An 18,135-nucleotide genomic window follows, 5' to 3' on the forward strand; every position below is an offset into this window, starting at 1 on the left:
TCCGCCTGCCTCAACACCGCCATGATCTGTGCGTCGCTGTATCGTCCGTTCTTCATCAAAAATCTCCTCAGATATCTTGCCGAGAAAATTCTACTTTTGAACACCACTAATTTTAGGGGGGATTACCGGGGCGATGGAACTCTCAATGAAGTCGTTGCTGCTTCCTGTGAGGCGGTGAGCGGCAATGAAAAACTGCCGTTCGCATTTGGTCTTCTGCCTTTGGGCAGTGCGAACGATTTTGCGCATGGCATAGGTTTGAATCCAACTGATATCTCTGAAAGCCTTTGGATTGCAGCAACTGGTGAGACCAAAACAACGGATCTTGGCCAGGTAAATGGGAGGGTTTTCGTCAATGTGGCGACAGGCGGTTTTGGAACGCGGGTCACCACCGAGACTGATCCCAAACTTAAAAACCTCCTTGGCGGGGCAGCTTACCTTTTTACAGGCCTTCACAGGTTTTCCGAGCTAGCGGCTTGTTCTGGCCGTGTTGAGGCCGAAGGGTTTTCCTGGGAGGGGGACTTTGTTGCACTGGCCATTGGTAATGGCCGTCAGGCGGGAGGTGGGGTGCAGCTTTGCCCAGATGCGGTGCTGGACGATGGGCTTCTTGATGTGACGATTATTCCCTATCCAAAGCCCGGCGAGATGTCTGACCTCCTGAAGCATTTGGTTGAGTTTGGACTAGAGGGTTTGCGCGACCGGGTGATTATGGCCCAGCTTGCAGAATTGGTCCTTGAGACGGAAAAGCCTTTGCAGATTAATCTGGATGGGGAGCCAATTCATGAAACTCGGCTGGAGTTTTCAACTCTGTCCGGCGGCATATATTTCCGCAGACCGTGAATCCAAGGCATCTCCCTCCCGTGAGTAAGTTACCTCTTTGTCTTCGAGAGTTTGAAGTGCCACTAGGCGGCACGTTGGTGTTTGAGACCTACGTCAAAGACAGCTCCTGCTGTATCCAATTCTTAGAGCACATGCGAAGAGCGCTGAATTTTTGGAGCGAGAAAATATGTCCGGCAGTAGCAAGACGGAAAAGACTGATACAGCCGAGACCATGACAGCCGGTGGCGCTCTTTTGGCCCGTCTGAAAACCCTCGGTGTCGATTATATTTTTGCCAACTCCGGCACGGATTTTCCGCCCATCATTGAAGGGCTGGCAGAGGCACGCGCTAAACAGATTGATTTGCCAGAAGCTCTGATCATGCCTCATGAAAATGCTGCCATGGGCATGGCGCATGGCTATTATTTTGCTACCGGCAAAGCGCAGGCTGTGATGGCTCATACCAACGTTGGTCTGGCGAATTGCGCCATCGGCGCGATTAACGCGGCAACGGATCATGTGCCCATGCTGCTGTTTTCCGGCCGCACGCCCGTCGTCGAGCGAGACCGGCTGGGAGCCCGCACTGTGCCAATCGGCTGGGGCCAGGAAATGCGGGATCAGGCCGCCTTGGTGCGAGAGGCTTCCAAATGGGATTATGAATTGAGGTTCCCGGAACAGGTCGCTGAAATGGCAGATCGCGCGTATGCCATAGCCACGTCCTTGCCTAAGGGCCCGGTTTACATGAGCCTGCCGCGCGAGGTTTTGTGCGAGCCTTGTCCGGTCTCCGAATTAGAACCAGCACCCACCATGGCGGCAGCTAAAGTAGGCGTTCATGCTGGGGCTATTGAAGAAGCGGCTCAGATTCTGTCTGAGGCCAAAAATCCGCTGATCATCGCTCAGCGCGGAACAGGTTCCGCTGAAGCCTTTGAAGCGTTCTCCGAGATGGTGGACATGTGGTCCATTCCGGTGTCGCAATATTGGGCGGTTCAACTCGCGCTGCCGACCATGCATCCCATGAATGCGGGAGCCGATCTGGAACCTTACCTTGACGAAGCGGACGCCATTCTTGTTCTGGACTGCCTGGCGCCCTGGGCTCCGGATGTTCACAAACCACGGCCGGATTGCAAGATTATCCATGTGGGTCAGAATCCGCTGTACTCTCGGGTTCCGGTGCGCAATTTCCGCTCAGACCTGTCGATCATGTCTGAGACCGCAGATGCGGTTCTGGCCCTAGCGTGTGCAATGAAAGCACTTCACGCAGACCATACAGCCATATGCAGTGCCCGTAGCCCAGCTGTGGAGGGGCGGACGCAGAAAACCCAAGCTGCGGCTCTTCAGGCTGCCGAGGCTGGAAACCGTTCTCCGATGACGAAGGCTTTTGTGTCCAAATGCCTGTCTGATGCCATCCAGGGACGCCCCACTACGGTCCTGTCAGAGCTCGGCTGTCCACTGGCGCAGATTGATCTGAAAGATCATGGCAGTTGGTTTCAGGAGCCTCATTCCGGTGGTCTGGGCTGGTCATTTCCATGCGGTCTCGGCATTCAGCTGGCGGATCGGGACAAGTTGGTGGTCGCGACCATGGGCGACGGATCCTATATGTTCTCAAACCCGGTCACCTGTCATCAGATCGCGGAAAGTCTTGGGTTGCCGATGCTGATTCTGGTGCTGAACAATTCAGAGTGGGGGGCTGTGCGTCACTCGGTCACTGGGATCTATCCAGATGGCTATGCCGCCAGATCCAACGACATGCCACTGGTTGAATTAAGCCCCAGCCCGGACTTCACCAAGGTCGCGGAAGCCAGCCGCGCTTGGACAGCAAGTGTTTCTGATGGGTCTAAGCTGCCTGGCATTCTCGCAGACGCCATCCGAAATATTGACGAAAACCGCAATTTGGCGCTGGTCGAGATCAAGATCACGGGGTAATGGCTCTATCATGGACAATGTAGCGGACAAGTTTCTTGCCCGTTGCGATAAGGTGTTTGTGACATGAGCTACCCGTTACGAGATGAGTTCCACAAGGCGCGTAAGGCGATCGCTCATGCGATTGACCGAATTTGGCCGCGGGCACAGCTGGAAGCCTTTTCGACTTGTCTCACCGATCATCGCAAAGCCCCTGATAAGGATCAAGGGCCTGCTTTATTGCCAGATCAGGCACGAGAGTTTCTTGCGAACTGGTCAAATGTATCTGACCGTGAAGCTATTATACGCCTGGACTGGCCCTGCACTGTCGATCCGAAAATGGGTATTCTCTTCGTCAACGGGCGTGTCCTATGGGGATCAAGTGACTTGCCTGAACGCGAGCGCAGCCCGCGTTTTCTTTCGCATTTGGGTAACGCGCAGAAACGGCTGCCTTCGGCGATCTTGCTGCACCATTTTCATGGCGACAATTATTTTCATTTTTTCCTCTATGTCCTGAGCAAAGCCTGTGTGGCCGAGATGCATGGCTTGCCTGCAGACATCCCGTTTCTGGTTCCGGAAAAGACGGCCGGAACGGTGTTTTTCCAACAGGCTCGGAGCCTTGGGGTCTTCGGCAATCGGGAGATTATAGTTCAAGGCCGCAAGGAAACCATTGCCGTCGAGCAGGCTTATGTCGTCCGGGCGTTTTTCAATCACAAACCCTACTTTGACTGGATGATAGATCGCTTTGGCGTTGCAAAGTCAGATGAGAAGGGCCGACGGCTTTTTGTTTTGCGCGGGCAAAGTGCTGCAAATGGTCGTGCATTTCGCAATCAGGAGGCCGTCAACGGTCTGGCGCGGAAGTATGGTTTTGAACTTGTCGATCCGTCCACATTGCCGCTTGAAGGTCAGATCGCATTGTTCAATCAGGCATCGGTTGTCGTGGGCGCACATGGGGCTGGATTGACCAACATTATTTTCAGCCAGCATTTGCCCTGCAAGGTGATTGAGCTGTTTAGTCCGGAAATGGGTTCGCCGCATTATTACATGTTGGCCAGAGAGTTGGGCTTCGATTACGAAAGCTTGATAACGCTCAACCCGCAAGGGCGAGCGTTTACGGCGTCTACAAAAGTGGATCTAGGCGCATTGGAGCGAGCTTTCGCTCAGCTGTAAGCCGACGTCTTACATGTAGTTTTTGAAGCTCGGGGTCGGTAGGCCCTGCAGGATTCTATTGCGATTTCGATAAACAAGCGGGTGGATTACATCTGCACACAGAAAAGACCACGGTACCGGATAGGGCAGATCGTCACCAGTCACCGCCGTATCTGCAGCCTGCCGCGGTGAGACTGCTGGGCGTTGCTTTAACAAGGGCAACAGGATGTCGAGCCGTTGCTCTACAGTCTTGAGCCAGAGCGCTGTGAATTCTGTTTTGGGGCGCATGATATAAGCGCACATACCGATCATGCTGCGCCAGTGAGCTCTAAAAAAGCGATAGCGTACATAATTGCTGATAATGTTTGTGGGCTCGTCCAGATAGTAACTCTGGCCATCGACTGTGTGCCTATGCAGGTTTGCGACGCCCTTTGCTGATTTCTCCTGGTAGCCGATGCCGAAAGCGTCAGGTGTTGTCTCAAGCGCATCGAATGCTGGGAGCCAGTTTTCTCGGGTCTCTTTTATATCCGCATAGCCGCCACCAAAATGATGCATGAAATAGGGGCGTAGGTAGTCTGAGCGGTGAACCGCCGACAGAAATTCATAAGCTGGATGGAGCGGCGCGATGTCTGAAACCCACTGAGACAGGCTCTCTGGTGTGACCAGAGTGACCGTGCATTCACTGTTTGCCAGTGTTTTCAGACATGCCGCGCGTTCTGGAGACATTTCATTGTCGCCAGTCCAGAAAACGAAAATATTTCGATCCATCTGTGCCGTCATCACATCATTGCCCATCGATAACCTGGTAGTAGCGATAGGGTTTTTGAAGGACACCCTGCAGATTTCCTAGCCCTCTGGCCAATCGCATACGGCTTTTGTAATGGCGGTAGACAGCTTTTTTGCTGCCAAATTTGGCCAGCACGAGGAAAAATGCGGAGCCGATTGCGCCGCCGAGAAGCCGCCTCATGCCTTTGATTGAGAATTTCAGTGCCGAGCGCAAATATCCTTTGCGCAGGATTGAGACCTGAACATGGGCCGCTGAACTCGATTTTGACCAGTTAAGCAATCTTGTCGGTTCTACCCGGCTTGCGGGGACCTCTTCTTCAACAATTGCGCCTGGTGTCCAGACGATTTTGAATTTGCGAGCATAAGCTGCCTCAAAGAAATCCAGGTCCTCATAACCGTAGAGATATGCGGGATTAAAGCGGAGGTCGGCTGGCGGCGAAATTAAACGCGCAGAAAACAGAACATTGTTGGTTGACGCGCGGGGCAGGGAGTGGCCAGCTGGATGATGGTTGGGAATTTCCGGATACCACCAGTCGGGAGGTTGCTTTTCGAAGTTCTTTTGGACCGCTCCGTAACTCACATGAGCACTAAACTGGTCAACAGCCTCCATATGTGTTTTCAGCCAGTTGTATAGGGCGATTTCATCATCATCGATCAGGGCAATCCAGTGGTAACCACGTTCAAGAGATTCCCTAAGTGTTTTGTTCCGGGCATAGGGAATGCCTCGGGTTGCTTCCTGGGTGTAGTGGATCGGAATTGAAGTGCCTGCAGAGACGGCGTCGACCGTCTCACGGGATCGTGGTTCGCTATCGTTTTCTACCACGCAGATTTCGACGTGCCATTCTGGGAGTATTTTTTGCGTGATAAGCGAGTGCAGGCAGTTCTCCAGCATCTTGGGGCGCTGGGCCGTGCAGACCATGATGCCGATCCGTATTTTCTGCATATCTTGCCGCTGTCTGAGAAATTATAGCTTTCGAAGCAATGAAGACAAAGTCTAACCCTGTCAACTAACGTCGTTTCTAGGCTTGGCAATCAGTTTTTGCTGAGGCGCTCTAGGAGATCGTCATAGCGCTTTGCAACGGCAGTAAGGCCAAGGACATTGACAACTCGGCTCCGACCGGCCGCCGCAAAGTGCTGGCGTAGATCCTGGCCTTCGATCAAGCTGGCGAGACCAGTTTTTAGGCGTTCTTCAAAAGTGTCAGATTGTGGGTCTTCCAGCAACAATGCTGCTTCGCCAGCGGCTTCCACAGTGCCGCCTTGACGGGTGGCAAGAACCGCGCATCCACAGGCCATTGCCTCGACAACGGCGCGCGGAAATCCTTCGCGGACAATGGATGGCAGCGCCGCGATAGAGGCCTCTGACAGGTGTCCTTGCACCGCTGCAGATTGTTCATTCCGAGTGATGGAGATGGATTCATGTCCTGCGCACAATTTATCCACCACATCGGCGAAGGTGAGTTCTGCTTCTGTCTGAACACCAAGAACCAGTTTTAACGTCCAGCCCTCTGGTGATAGCGCTTTGAAAGCCTTGATCAGTGGAAGGATACCTTTGTCTTCCCGGGCACGGCCCAAATAGATGATGTCGTGTTTCTTCTGGGCTGCCGGGCACCAGAAAGTGGTGTCCACGCCATTGTAAACGACCTGTGCGCGCGGTTGGACGGCGGGAAACTGCTCAAGAAAGCGTTGTTGAATGAAATCGCTGACGAAAACAACGCCGGCCAGTTTTGAGAACAGTCTTGCTTTGAGAAATCGCGAAAAAAAACCGCGGCTTTCCTTAAGCAAGCCATGGCGATGAAGGACAACAGGTATGTCGCGGAGGGTCTTGGCGACGAATGCTGCCGTTTCGGGATGTTGATGTACGACGACGATATCTGGCAGATCGGCCTTCAGCTTTCTAACGATACCCCGCATCATCCGCTTCTGACTTGTGGCTTCCACAGGGCGAAAGTCCACGTCGCTAAATGGATCTGGAATAGCTGCGCCAACAACGTAGGTGTTCGGGCGAAATCGGCTTTTCAGGACAAGGTCTCGTGCGACGATGTCTATCGACGTTGCGCCTTGACGAGAGAACTGCATTCCACGAGGCAGTACGACGGCGATTTTCATAGGACACGCTTTTGATGTTTGAAGATTTTTGCAGACGTATGGGTCTCATAGGGCTGGGTGTCTAGTCGTCGTCGCCATCTCCATCAGGAATGACGGCACCAACGGCAGCTCCAGCGACTTTTGTTGTTGTGCTCACGGTTGTGCCGACGACCGTGCTTGTCACACCGACAACTGCCCCACCTACAGCTACGGCTGCGCAGCCAGACAGAGCAAAAAGGCACGACATGGCGATGACGAGACTAGAAACTGACATTACAATCCGATCGATAGAGTGAATTGGTACATATAGCGTGCGAAATGCAAAGGAAGTCTTTGCGAGCGAGTGATTATAGACTGATTGGTTTTCTTTGATGGTCGGCGAATACACTCCTGCCACTCAGTCCTCTGAATTCAGCGCGGCAAGAGGCCATAGAGGAACAGATCCAGAACGGCGTCCCGGTGTGCGTCCGTATCGACTTCTGGTGCATCTAGGAAAAGAAGGCGCCATACATTCAGTGCTATGGCTGGCCCCAACAGAATTTGTGATGAGCGGCATGCTGGAGCGTCTCTGATTTTGCCAGAAGAGGCCAGAGAGATAAGATATTGATTAAGCTGCAGTAAAAGCGGTTCTACAAACTGGTTGTAGTGATCGCGGGTTAGATCTGGGAACCTTTCGGCTTCCAGGATGAGCAAGCGCATGAGTTCACGTTTCCGCCTGTCGCGAGCGACTGTGTTGTAAATGTAGTGTAAGAAATTTTTGAGTATCTCTTCAGCACTACCTCCCTCTAGTGAGTGCAGGGCTTCAACGTCATCCAAAGCAGGTGACATCAAATCTCGGACCATCGTTGTGAACAGAATTTCTTTGCTCGGATAATAGACGTAGATGGTGCCTTTGGTGACATTCGCGCGGCGCGCGACGTCATCCAGTCGGGTTGCCGCAAAGCCTTTTTGTGAGAATTCTTCGAAGGCTGCTTCCAAAAGTTCGCTAGGACGCTCTTCCTTTCTTCTCTGTCTCATCGGGCTTTCCTCTTGTCGCGCGTGATCCTGGAAGCTTGATCCGAGTCGATCAGATAAGCTTTCCCCTCTGGGATAACCTAATTTTCACTTCATTCAAGAAAGTTATTGACTAACGGGTCAGTTAATAAGATTGGTACCCATCAGAGATTATAAATGGCCATGGCCTGGCTGGTACCGAGTCTCTGGACGGAGATTGATGAATGAAATTTCGGATAAATGTTGTTGTTGCGATGCTATTGGCTATGGCCGCGGCTACGCGGGGTTCTTCGGCTGAAGTGGAGCGTGAACCGCTTGCAGTAAAGACTCAGCGGGTTGAGTTTGTGGAATATACACCGCAGCTATCCGTGACCGGTGATGTGGAGGCTCGATATCACAACGATCTCGCATTTCGGGTGTCTGGGCGAGTGAGTGAACGGCTGGTCGATATTGGTGATCATGTCGCCAAAGGACAGGTCCTGGCAAAGCTCGCTCCGGAAGAAAAGCAGGCGGACCTGGAGGCTGCGAAGGCCAATGTCAGTTCGATTGAGGCTACCTTACGTCAGGCATCCCTGACATTGAAGAGGCAGAAAGCGCTTTTAGATAAAGGTTTCACAACGCTGAGTGACCATGATTCTGCTCAAGAAGCCTATCGGGTCGCCACCGGCAATCTAGATGCCGCCGAGGCCAGGCTGTCAGAGGCACAACAAAGTCTTGACGATACAATCTTGCGGTCTGAAGAGAGTGGTGTGATAACTCAGCGTAGTGTTGAGGTTGGTCAGGTGGTTCAGCCCGGCAGTACGGTATTTTCTATTGCGAGCGATGGCCCGCGCGATGCGGTCTTGAAGGTTTTCGAAGCTCTCCTGGCAAATCGCCTCGCAACTCCGGAATTTCATATTCACCTGGTCTCGGATCCGAGTGTGGAGGCCGTTGCGCGTATGCGAGAGATCTCGCCTACTGTTGATCCTGCCACTGGCACGGTAAAGCTCAAACTTTCGATTGATAATCCCCCGGCATCGATGACGCTTGGCGCGCCTGTTACTGTTGTTGCTAATTTGATTGGGCAACGCGTGGCAATGCTACCCTGGAGCTCTTTGGCGTCATTAGACGGTAAGCCGGCCGTTTGGATCGTTGATCCGGAAACCGACACCGTGGACTTACATCTCGTTCAGATTGCACGCCATGAAACCGAGCGAGTGCTCATCAGTGATGGTCTTGCCGATGGGGAAGTTGTCGTCACCTTCGGAACGCAATTGCTGAGTCCCAAACAGATGGTCAATCCTCGTGAGGGAGATGCATTATAATGTCCATGATGCTCCGTTCACTTCTTCTTGTGCCTGTTCTCATGCTTGCAGCTTGCAATGAGGAAACTGTTGCCCCTAAGGAAATACCAAGGCCGGTTTTGTCGATTATCGCTATGCCGTCCGTTCCTCAGGAAAATGAATTCACTGGCACAATAGAGCCGCGCTACACCGCAGACCTTGGCTTTCAGGTGTTCGGTCGCATTATTTCTCGCAACGTGGATATCGGCGATCGCGTGAGCAAAGGTGAGTTAATAGCTCTCCTTGATCCAAAGATTTATGAGTTTGCAGTTAATGAGGCAAAAGCCAGCCTGAGCTCTGCACAGGCGCAGCTGACAAATGCGAAAGCATCGGAATTGCGCTTTAAGGCTCTGTCCAAAAGTGGCGTATCTTCTGCATCGGAGCTTGACGCTGCCAAGCAGGCAAATGAAACCGCTGAAGCCGGTGTCTCAAATGCCAAGGCAGCGTTGCAAAAGGCTGAGGAGCAGCTCGGTTACACCAAACTGAAAGCAAGTTTTGACGGTGTTGTAACAGCAGTTGAGGCTCAGGTAGGTCAGGTCGCAGATGCTGGAGATACCATCATGACCGTTGCGCGCCTCGATCAACGCGACGCAATCGTGGATATTCCCGAAAGCCTGGTCGGTCGACTGAGAAACGCCTCCTTTGTCGTCACGCTGCAGGCTTTTGATGCACCGCCTGTCAATGCAAAGGTGCGGGAAGTATCTCCTGAGGCAGATAGCGTGACGCGGACACGTCGTATTCGTATGACCCTGGATAATCCACCTGATAGCTATCGTCTTGGGTCCATTATCTCTGCAAGGTCACTTGATCACCAGGAGGCGGTCATGTCACTGCCTTTAAGTGCTTTGCTTGAAGAAGATGGGAAAAGCTTCGTCTGGGTGGTGGATGAAGAGCATAAAACTGTCCGCAAGCAGCAAATTTCAATCGGTCAAAAAACCAAAGATGAGTTCATTGTCCTTGAGGGGGTCGAATCCGGTATGCGGATCGTCACGGCAGGCGTGCATGCGCTGATGCAGGATCAGGAAGTCTCCATTGGTGAAGAGAAACGGTCATGAAAAAATTCAATCTTTCTGAATGGGCGCTCAATCACCGCTCTTTGATGTGGTATTTTATGATCATTTCGGTCGTGGCCGGTGTCTTCTCCTACATTAACTTGGGGCGTCAGGAAGACCCTGACTTCTCCATCAAGACGATGCTGATCCAGGCCAGTTGGCCTGGGGCTTCCACGCAAGAGACCATAAATCAGGTTACGGATAGGATTGAGAAGAAGCTCGAAGAGCTCTCTCAGCTCGATTACACCAAAAGCATGACGTCGCCTGGGTCGGCACTGATTTATGTGAATTTGAAAGATACCACCAGAGCGGATGAGGTTCGCCAGACCTGGACCAAGGTCCGGCATATGATGGCCGATATCTCTGCTGAATTTCCTTCTGGAATGCTGGGTCCATTCTACAACGATGACTTTGGTGATGTGTTCGGTAATATCTATGCCTTCACGGCTGATGGCGTTAGTTTCCGGCAGCTTCGCGATTATGTTGAGAACGTCCGCAGTCGCGTTCTGACTTTGCCTGGTGCTGGTAAAGTCGACTTGGTCGGGGAACAGGATGAAGTCATTTATCTTGAATTCTCTGTTCGAAAATTGGCATCCATGGGCATCTCCCAAGACAGCATCGTTTCGACACTTCAGGCGCAAAACGCTGTTGTGCCATCGGGTGTGATGCAGGCGGGGCCGGAACGGGTGAGCCTGCGAGTCGATGGCCAGTTTAAATCAGAAAAGAGCCTGGAGAATGTGAACCTAAGGGTCGACGGACGTTTCTTCCGTCTAAGTGATGTCGCAAAGGTCAGCCGTGGCTATGCGGATCCACCCTCAACCCTCTTCCGCTTTAACGGTCAGCCTGCGATCGGTTTGGCCATCGGAATGAAGGCTGGCGGGAATCTACTCGAATTCGGTGAGGCCCTGCACGCCGAAATGGACAAGGCCATCCAGGAACTTCCTATCGGGATTGGCGTTCACTTGGTTGCTGATCAGCCTGAGGTGGTTCAGGAAGCCGTTGGTGGGTTCACGAAGTCATTAGCTGAGGCCGTCGCAATCGTTTTGGCAATCAGTTTCATCAGCCTTGGCGTCCGGGCGGGCTTTATCGTATCTCTTTCGATCCCTTTGGTTTTGGCCATGACCTTCGTGTTCATGGAGTATTTGGGTATTCCTCTGCAGAGAATTTCGCTGGGCGCTTTGATCATTGCACTCGGACTTCTGGTTGATGATGCCATGATTGCTGTTGAAATGATGGTTGCCCGTCTGGAAATGGGAGACCCGCTTCATAAGGCGGCGACCTATGTCTATACGTCGACAGCTTTCCCGATGCTGACCGGCACTTTGATAACCGTTGCAGGTTTTATTCCTGTGGGTTTGAATGACAGTGGTGCGGGCGAATTTACTTTCACTTTGTTTGTGGTGATTGCAGTTTCCCTGATCCTGTCCTGGATTGTAGCAGTTCTCTTTGCGCCTTTGCTCGGTGTTGTGTTTCTGCCCAAAACCATGAAGACCCATCATGAGACCAAAGGTCTGGTTGCCCGGATTTTTGATGTCTTGTTGTTGTGGGCAATGCGTTACCGTTGGGTAACAATCCTGACGACTGTTTGCGTTTTTGCTGCATCCATTTTCGGAATGGGATTTGTGCAAAATCAGTTCTTCCCATCTTCAGACCGGACGGAGTTGGTTATTGACTGGACGTTGCCGCAGAATAGTTCTCTGAGCGAAACGGATGCTCAAATCGCAAAACTTGAGGCGCACCTTAAAGGTGATGACGATATCGAACATTGGACTTCATATGTCGGTCAGGGTGCGGTCCGTTTTATCTTGTCCTATGATGTTAAGCCGCAGCTGCCCAGCTTTGGTCAAACGGTAATTGTGACCAAGAGTATCGAAGCCCGCAATCGGGTCCGTGCCAAGATTGAAAAGCTTCTTGATGAGCAATTTGTTGGCATTGATGCCCATGTGAAACTGCTTGCACTGGGACCGCCTGTGGGTCGCCCGATCCAGTACCGCGTCAGCGGCCCAGATATCGACACTGTAAAAACGCAAGCGATGAAAGTTGCAGCGCTCATAGGGACAAACCCCAACACAGGCGTTGTTGTCTATGATTGGAATGAGCCGGGCCGGGTGGTGAAGGTTGATGTCCTTCAAGACAAAGCACGTCAGCTGGGCATCACTTCGCAGGATATAGCCCAGTTGATGAACGGCATTGTCGGTGGAGCCACGGTGACACAGATCCGGGACTCGATTTATCTGATCAATGTCATAACGCGTGCGGATGAGCAGGAGCGTCACTCTCTCGAAACGATCCAGCAGTTACAGTTGCCCACGGCAGATAATCAGAGCATTCCACTCGCAGCGATCGCGAATATTCGCTACGAAATGGAGCAGCCGGTGATTTGGCGCAGGCACAGGCAGGCAACCATTACCGTGGCCGCGAGCGTCATAAGCTCTCTACAGCCTGCCACAGTCGTCCAGCAGTTAAAGCCTCAAATGGATGAATTGCGAGCGAACCTGCCTCAGGACTTCAAGATCGCCACAGGTGGTGCGGTTGAAGAAAGTGCCAAGGGACAGGGCCCGATTGCAGCCGTTGCTCCGCTTGCGATCTTCATCATGCTGACAATCCTGATGTTCCAACTGCAAAGTTTCAGCCGTCTGTTCCTGGTGATTGCGGTTGCTCCTCTTGGATTGATTGGTGTGGTCGTGGCCTTGTTGTCAAGCGGCGCCCCATTGGGCTTTGTCGCACTGCTTGGTGTCTTCGCTTTGATCGGAATCCTGATCCGCAACTCCGTTATTCTTGTGGTTCAGATCGAAGACTTGCGTAAAGAGGGAGTAGCTGCCTGGGACGCTGTTTTTGAAGCGACCGTCCATAGAATGCGGCCGATCATGTTGACAGCCGCCGCGGCATCCCTCGCCATGATCCCGATTTCCCGGGAGATCTTCTGGGGGCCGATGGCCTACGCCATGATGGGCGGCATTATCGTCGGAACGGTGGTGACTCTGCTCTTCCTGCCTGCGCTCTATGTGGCCTGGTTCCGTATTCCGGAGCCAGATCCAAACGTGAAGCCAGAAGATGAAACAGCAACGAGTGCTGGCGCGATCTGATATTTGAGTGCCTTATCGGCTGTTACAATACTGAATGTCTCGCAGAAAGGGCCGTTTTGGCTGCTTTCTGTGAGACTTTTTGGTTTGACAAGAAGTGTAGCTCCTATGTGTTACCTGAGCTTCTATTGGTGTTACTTCAGCAAGGTGGACCTGTCCCGCTTTCGTGCCGCCCCACGTGCTCGTTTAGGCCACCTTGCGTTCGAAAGCGACGGGGCTTTTCCAGCCCAGTGCTGAGTGGCGGCGTCGCGGATTGTAGAAGCCGTTGATGTATTCGAAGATGGCCATCTCAGCCTGCCTGCGGGTGTCCCATGTGTCTCGCCAGATTAGCTCTGCTTTGATCGTTTTGAAGAACGTCTCAACCGCCGCATTATCATAGCAATTTCCTTTTCCGCTCATCGACGCCTTAAACCCGTGCTGCCGGAGGATCTTCTGATAATCATACGAACAATACTGACTACCGCGATCCGTGTGATGGATGCAGCCCTTTGGCGGTGCCCGGAACGCAATCGCCATCTTCAATGCCCTGATCGCAAGGTCGCGTTTCATCCGATTGCTAACAGCCCAGCCGATCACTCGTCGGGAATGCAGGTCGAGGATGACGGCAAGATACAGCCAGCCCTCTCGCGTCCAGATATAGGTAATATCTCCCGCCCATTTTTGGTTTGGAGTATCCGCTGCAAAGTTCCGGTCCAGCAGGTTCGGCGCGATGTTGAACTTGTGATTGCTGTCCGTTGTAGCCTTGTGTTTGCGCGTTCGGATCACGGATATACCGTTCTGACGCATCAAACGACCCACGCGGCGGTGGCCGACATTCAGGCCGATCTCCTTCAGCTCTTCGGTCATTCGCAGGCGGCCATAACTACCCAAGCTGAGGCGAGACTGTTCTTTGATATGCGCCAGCGTGACGAGATCAGACCGCTGCCTGCGGCTGGCAGGACGGTTGCGAAACGCGCGCAAACCACGAGGGCTGACGTTCATCACATAGCACATCCGACCAATGGAGAATGCAGATTGGTGCTCTTCGATAAACTTAAACCTCACGGCTTTTGGCTCGCGAAGAACACCGTGGCCTTTTTTAGGATCTCCCTTTCCTCCTTGAGAATGCGGTTCTCGCGCCGAAGTCTGTCATTCTTTTGGGCGAGGCCTAAATCCTCTTTCGACACCACATCCGTGTCTCTGTGTGCCGTGATCCACTTGTTCAGCGTCGACATGCCCACACCCAGATCATCAGCTACCTGCTTGCGTGTAAGCCTACTGGTCAGTGCTATACGCACCGCATCTTGGCGAAATTCGTCCGTCCGTTTCAGTCCCATAATTCATCTCCTTTGGTGCAATAAATGCTATCAAAGGAGCGGCATCAAACCGCGACAGGTCCACTTTGACTTTACCGGTCAGTGGAGCGCCCGCGAACACAACGATCTACTTGCAGTGCTCTTCGGAATTAAAAAGTTAACGTAGACTGAAAGTCGCCCCAAAACGGGAGACTTCCGTCTGCCGACGAAACTTGCGACAAGCCCAGAAATAGGATAACCGCTCGCAGCATATCGATTGCGCTGTTGGCGATCAGGGACTAAGTCCTTGACAAGGCGGTTTGTTCTGATCGAAAGCTCGAGCGATGAAAATTCTGGTTGCGGAAGACGATGAGACGATGGCGGAATATGTCCGCAAAGGTCTGCTCGAACAGGGATTTTCGGTCGATTGGGTGAGCGACGGTCGCGAAGCGCTTACCTATTGCCTCTACAATACCTGCGACGTTGCAATCATCGACAGGATGATGCCCGGGCTGGACGGGCTTTCACTCGTCAAGGCGCTCAGGGCTGCCAACAGCTCGCTGCCGGTCATCTTCCTGACAGCCGTTTCCGATGTCGAGGACAAGGTCGAGGGCCTGATGGCGGGAGGGGACGATTATATCGTCAAACCCTTTCACTTTTCCGAACTTCTCGCCCGCATTCACGCCCTGTCGCGGCGTCCGAAACAGAACAGCCATAAGACCGAACTCAACTGCCACGATCTCAAACTTGACCTGCTTAAGCGGGTTGCGGTGCGCCAGAAGCAGGTCATCGATCTGCAGAACAAGGAATTCGCGCTGCTCGAACTCCTCATGGAAGCCGAAGGCCGGGTTGTGAGCAGGACGATGATCATGGAAAAGATCTGGGATTTTTCCTTTGATCCGGGAACGACTGTCGTCGAGACACACATCAGCAAATTGCGCCAGAAGATCGACAAGCCGTTCGAAACGCCCTTGATCCAAACCGTTCGCAACATGGGATACCGGATCTGTGCGCCTCACTGATCTTCTGTCGGGCAGCCCCTTTCGGACCTCTGCCAAGGTCGCGATAGGTGTTCTTGTTCTCATGTGCCTGGGCGGATCGCTGTTCATCTGGTCGGCCACCCAGGCCCTGCGCGATACCACGGAACAGCAGACCCTGGAGGAGGCTGTCCTTCTGAGCGATATTTATTCCTCTGAAGGACGCGAGGGCCTGGTGAAGGCAATCGGAACCTTGAGCGACCTAGTCAACAATCAGGAGCGGGTCTCCGCCGTTTTCGATGAAAAGGGCGTCAATCTTGCCGGGGCCGACCTAGCCATGCCGGATTTCATAGGCGTCCGCGACACAACGCTGCAATCGGTTGCCGCAGGAGTAAGCGCCGGCCGTTTCGTGCTATCGGTCCAGAAGTATACCGATGCAACGCTTGCCGTCGGGCGAAGCCTTAAGAGCGTTGACGAGATGCGCGTCCACATGATTGCAGGCCTCATCATCATGACCGTGCTCCTGACCTTCGGGACGCTCGTACTGGGGCTGCTGGCGAGCGGCGAGAGTTTTTCGAAACTCCGGTCGATAGAGGGCGTTCTCGCGCGCGTTGCAAGTGGCGAATCCGATGCGCGCGTGTCGATCGTGGAGAGAAAGGACCAGATCGACGAAATCTCCATCCAGATCAACGCGAACCTCGATGCGCTGTCCCGCCTTATGGACAGCATGCGCGCGACAACGACTGCCATCGCACACGATCTGAAGACACCACTCGCCCGTGTCTCGCTTGTACTGAACGATGCCCTGGACGAAATCGACGCTGGTGGCAATCCGCAGCCTCAAGTTGAACAGGCGCTCAACGAGACGGGGGCGCTCAACGAGATCATCGATACAATTCTCCGTATCACCCGGATCCGTGCAGGCTCGCCGCGCAACGACATGCAGTTAAACGACATCGGCAGTCTCATTGAGAATACAGTCGAATTCTTTACGCCTCTTGCACAGGAGAGCGGCCAGACGATCGCGTTTTTGCCTGGCGAGGCTGGAAATAGCCAGCTTCAGTGCGACAAGAACATGGTTCAGCAGATGCTCGCCAACCTAGTCGGAAACGCGATCGTGCATGGTGGCCCCGGCATTTCAATCCGGGTGCGTCTCGAAGACCGGCCCGAGTGGCTCGATCTGGTTGTTGAGGACGCAGGAGAAGGGATTCCCAGCGGGCAACAACACGATGTCTTCGACCTGTTCAAACGGATCGACAGCGCCCGTAGCAAGCCTGGCAGCGGTCTTGGTCTTGCACTGGTGAAAGCCGTCGCCGATCATCACGAGGCTGCCATAGCACTTTCGCAGACCAATTCCGGCTCCGCCGACCATCCAGGCCTTAAGGTCACCGTGTCGTTCCCCAAGAGCGAACTTCAACAATAATTAAAGTCCACCGCAAGCTGCCTCAAACTCCGCCGCTTAAAGTTCTTGCTGTTCATTGACCCTGGGAAATGAACCGTGAAAGTGAGAACCAATCTGGGCTGGTCGAACTGAGAGAACTGTTTGCCCTTCAGCGGCTTCCTGATTGAACTGCCGACCAGCGCCTCTCAAGAAAGGCGAATGGAGGCATTGCAGCCCCCGCAAGCTGGTTTTTCGCTTTCACCGAAGCTTTGAACCTGAAACCGCGGCGCTTCGGCACAAAGCCGGGCCCGATTGCGAGGGACTATGATGACCAGCAATGCACTTCACACCGCAGCCCGCCCGAACAACGTGCTTGTCGATGCGCTCCGCGATCACATGAACCAGCGGATCGTAGGCCAGGAGCGGTTTGTCGACAGACTACTTCTGGGCCTGTTCGGCGACGGGCACATCCTACTCGAAGGCGCGCCCGGCCTTGCCAAGACAAAGGCCGTCAACTCTTTGGCGGAACTCATCGAAGGCGAGCCTTGCCGTGTCCAGTTCACCCCGGACCTGCTTCCTAGCGACCTGACAGGGACGGAGATCTACCGGCCGGAAAAAGGGACCTTCGAGTTTCATTCCGGGCCCTTGTTTCACAACCTGATTCTTGCGGACGAGATCAACCGCGCACCGGCCAAGGTGCAATCGGCGCTCCTCGAAGCCATGGCCGAGCGCCAGGTGACCGTCGCTGGAGCGACCTACCGTCTGCCAGATCTTTTCATGGTGATGGCAACCCAGAACCCGATCGAACAGGAAGGCACGTATCCACTGCCGGAAGCCCAGCTAGACCGCTTCATGCTGCACATCAAAATCGGATATCCGTCTGCCGAAGCCGAACGCGAGGTGCTGCGGATCGTTCGCGGCGAAGCTCTTGCCGAAACCGTGAAGCCTTCCTTCCGGGTATCGAAGCGGGAGATCTTCGACGCTAGGCAGGGCGCCCTGCAGACGCATGTCTCGGATGCGCTTACGGACTACATTATTCAACTGATCCAGGCGACCCGCCGGCCGCAGATGTACGGCGATGATCTTGCGCATCAGATCTCCTACGGGGCCTCGCCCCGCTCGACCATCGCCTTGGACCGCTGCGCGCGGGTTCATGCCTGGATGAACGGCGCGGATTTCGCCACCCCGTCCGACGTGCAGAGCGTCCTTCACGACGTGCTGCGACACCGCATCATCCTAAGCTTCGAGGCGGAAGCGGAAGGCAACACAGCCGACGGCTTCATCGACACCCTGATCGACAGGGTTCCGGTTGCTTGAACA

General features: G+C 53.6%; 15 protein-coding genes. 9 read left to right on the forward strand and 6 right to left on the reverse strand.

Annotation, left to right across the window (positions count from 1 at the left end; all coding sequences use genetic code 11):
• The 3 genes from V6575_RS13205 to V6575_RS13215 form a co-directional block, all read left to right on the forward strand.
• Nucleotides 1-837, forward strand: an 837-nt coding sequence (locus V6575_RS13205) for a YegS/Rv2252/BmrU family lipid kinase (RefSeq protein ID WP_340274927.1), incomplete at its 5' end; no start/stop codon positions are given.
• A gap of 166 nt (nucleotides 838-1,003) precedes the next feature.
• A complete protein-coding gene (locus V6575_RS13210) occupies nucleotides 1,004-2,737 on the forward strand; it encodes a thiamine pyrophosphate-requiring protein (RefSeq protein WP_340274928.1) in 1,734 nt (577 codons plus the stop codon).
• Nucleotides 2,738-2,800: 63 nt separating this feature from the next.
• Entirely contained in the window at nucleotides 2,801-3,883 is a 1,083-nt protein-coding gene (locus V6575_RS13215; RefSeq protein ID WP_340274929.1) for a glycosyltransferase family 61 protein, read from the forward strand.
• 9 nt (nucleotides 3,884-3,892) lie between these two features.
• On the opposite strand, the gene V6575_RS13220 is transcribed toward V6575_RS13215, so the two are convergent.
• The 5 genes from V6575_RS13220 to V6575_RS13240 form a co-directional block, all read right to left on the reverse strand.
• Complete coding sequence (locus V6575_RS13220) at nucleotides 3,893-4,642, reverse strand: glycosyltransferase family 32 protein (RefSeq protein WP_340274931.1); 750 nt, start codon at nucleotides 4,640-4,642, stop codon at nucleotides 3,893-3,895.
• A gap of 4 nt (nucleotides 4,643-4,646) precedes the next feature.
• Complete coding sequence (locus V6575_RS13225) at nucleotides 4,647-5,591, reverse strand: glycosyltransferase family 2 protein (protein WP_340274933.1); 945 nt, start codon at nucleotides 5,589-5,591, stop codon at nucleotides 4,647-4,649.
• A gap of 89 nt (nucleotides 5,592-5,680) precedes the next feature.
• Nucleotides 5,681-6,754, reverse strand: a complete 1,074-nt coding sequence (locus V6575_RS13230) for a glycosyltransferase family 4 protein (protein ID WP_340274935.1) — start codon at nucleotides 6,752-6,754, stop codon at nucleotides 5,681-5,683.
• 61 nt (nucleotides 6,755-6,815) lie between these two features.
• Nucleotides 6,816-7,007 (reverse strand): hypothetical protein, encoded by a 192-nt coding sequence (locus V6575_RS13235; RefSeq protein ID WP_340274936.1) that lies wholly within the window; start codon nucleotides 7,005-7,007, stop codon nucleotides 6,816-6,818.
• A gap of 137 nt (nucleotides 7,008-7,144) precedes the next feature.
• Nucleotides 7,145-7,750: a TetR/AcrR family transcriptional regulator gene (locus tag V6575_RS13240; protein ID WP_340274937.1), complete on the reverse strand. Its 606-nt coding sequence runs from the start codon at nucleotides 7,748-7,750 to the stop codon at nucleotides 7,145-7,147.
• Between the two features lie 200 nt (nucleotides 7,751-7,950).
• On the opposite strand from V6575_RS13240, the gene V6575_RS13245 reads away from it, so the two are divergent.
• From V6575_RS13245 to V6575_RS13255, 3 genes are read left to right on the forward strand one after another with little or no spacing between them, the layout of a single operon-like run.
• Nucleotides 7,951-9,030, forward strand: coding sequence for an efflux RND transporter periplasmic adaptor subunit (locus tag V6575_RS13245; RefSeq protein WP_340274939.1), 1,080 nt, complete (start codon nucleotides 7,951-7,953; stop codon nucleotides 9,028-9,030).
• Nucleotides 9,030-10,103, forward strand: coding sequence for an efflux RND transporter periplasmic adaptor subunit (locus tag V6575_RS13250; RefSeq protein ID WP_340274940.1), 1,074 nt, complete (start codon nucleotides 9,030-9,032; stop codon nucleotides 10,101-10,103). Before V6575_RS13245 ends, V6575_RS13250 begins: the two co-directional genes overlap by 1 nt.
• The gene (locus V6575_RS13255; RefSeq protein ID WP_340274942.1) at nucleotides 10,100-13,186 is read left to right on the forward strand and encodes an efflux RND transporter permease subunit; all 3,087 of its coding nucleotides are present in this window, start codon (nucleotides 10,100-10,102) and stop codon (nucleotides 13,184-13,186) included. Before V6575_RS13250 ends, V6575_RS13255 begins: the two co-directional genes overlap by 4 nt.
• A gap of 183 nt (nucleotides 13,187-13,369) precedes the next feature.
• On the opposite strand, the gene V6575_RS13260 is transcribed toward V6575_RS13255, so the two are convergent.
• Nucleotides 13,370-14,499, reverse strand: a protein-coding gene (locus V6575_RS13260) for an IS3 family transposase (protein ID WP_340274943.1) whose coding sequence is annotated in 2 segments (ribosomal slippage) — nucleotides 13,370-14,265 and nucleotides 14,265-14,499 — 1,131 coding nt in all. Because the reading frame shifts where the segments join, the coding sequence is not laid out codon by codon here.
• Between the two features lie 302 nt (nucleotides 14,500-14,801).
• On the opposite strand from V6575_RS13260, the gene V6575_RS13265 reads away from it, so the two are divergent.
• From V6575_RS13265 to V6575_RS13275, 3 genes are all read left to right on the forward strand, one after another.
• Nucleotides 14,802-15,479 carry a response regulator transcription factor gene (locus tag V6575_RS13265; protein ID WP_340274945.1) on the forward strand — a complete coding sequence of 226 codons (678 nt, stop codon included), beginning with the start codon at nucleotides 14,802-14,804 and terminating at the stop codon, nucleotides 15,477-15,479.
• Nucleotides 15,466-16,857, forward strand: a complete 1,392-nt coding sequence (locus V6575_RS13270; protein ID WP_340274947.1) for a sensor histidine kinase — start codon at nucleotides 15,466-15,468, stop codon at nucleotides 16,855-16,857. Before V6575_RS13265 ends, V6575_RS13270 begins: the two co-directional genes overlap by 14 nt.
• Before the next feature lie 282 nt (nucleotides 16,858-17,139).
• The gene (locus V6575_RS13275; protein ID WP_479692204.1) at nucleotides 17,140-18,132 is read left to right on the forward strand and encodes an AAA family ATPase; all 993 of its coding nucleotides are present in this window, start codon (nucleotides 17,140-17,142) and stop codon (nucleotides 18,130-18,132) included.
• Nucleotides 18,133-18,135 lie beyond the last annotated feature (3 nt).

This window comes from Roseibium algae (assembly GCF_037783265.1).
In the GTDB taxonomy this organism is placed as follows: domain Bacteria; phylum Pseudomonadota; class Alphaproteobacteria; order Rhizobiales; family Stappiaceae; genus Roseibium; species Roseibium algae.

Excerpts from the sequence above, each read along its gene's own strand:
- V6575_RS13215 (WP_340274929.1), top strand. The coding sequence starts at position 2,801 with ATGAGCTACCCGTTACGAGATGAGTTCCACAAGGCGCGTAAGGCGATC.
- V6575_RS13220 (WP_340274931.1), bottom strand. The coding sequence starts at position 4,642 with ATGACGGCACAGATGGATCGAAATATTTTCGTTTTCTGGACTGGCGAC.
- V6575_RS13245 (WP_340274939.1), top strand. The coding sequence starts at position 7,951 with ATGAAATTTCGGATAAATGTTGTTGTTGCGATGCTATTGGCTATGGCC.
- V6575_RS13250 (WP_340274940.1), top strand. The coding sequence starts at position 9,030 with ATGTCCATGATGCTCCGTTCACTTCTTCTTGTGCCTGTTCTCATGCTT.
- V6575_RS13235 (WP_340274936.1), bottom strand. The coding sequence starts at position 7,007 with ATGTCAGTTTCTAGTCTCGTCATCGCCATGTCGTGCCTTTTTGCTCTG.
- V6575_RS13275 (WP_479692204.1), top strand. The coding sequence starts at position 17,140 with ATGATGACCAGCAATGCACTTCACACCGCAGCCCGCCCGAACAACGTG.
- V6575_RS13255 (WP_340274942.1), top strand. The coding sequence starts at position 10,100 with ATGAAAAAATTCAATCTTTCTGAATGGGCGCTCAATCACCGCTCTTTG.
- V6575_RS13240 (WP_340274937.1), bottom strand. The coding sequence starts at position 7,750 with ATGAGACAGAGAAGAAAGGAAGAGCGTCCTAGCGAACTTTTGGAAGCA.
- V6575_RS13225 (WP_340274933.1), bottom strand. The coding sequence starts at position 5,591 with ATGCAGAAAATACGGATCGGCATCATGGTCTGCACGGCCCAGCGCCCC.
- V6575_RS13265 (WP_340274945.1), top strand. The coding sequence starts at position 14,802 with ATGAAAATTCTGGTTGCGGAAGACGATGAGACGATGGCGGAATATGTC.
- V6575_RS13210 (WP_340274928.1), top strand. The coding sequence starts at position 1,004 with ATGTCCGGCAGTAGCAAGACGGAAAAGACTGATACAGCCGAGACCATG.
- V6575_RS13230 (WP_340274935.1), bottom strand. The coding sequence starts at position 6,754 with ATGAAAATCGCCGTCGTACTGCCTCGTGGAATGCAGTTCTCTCGTCAA.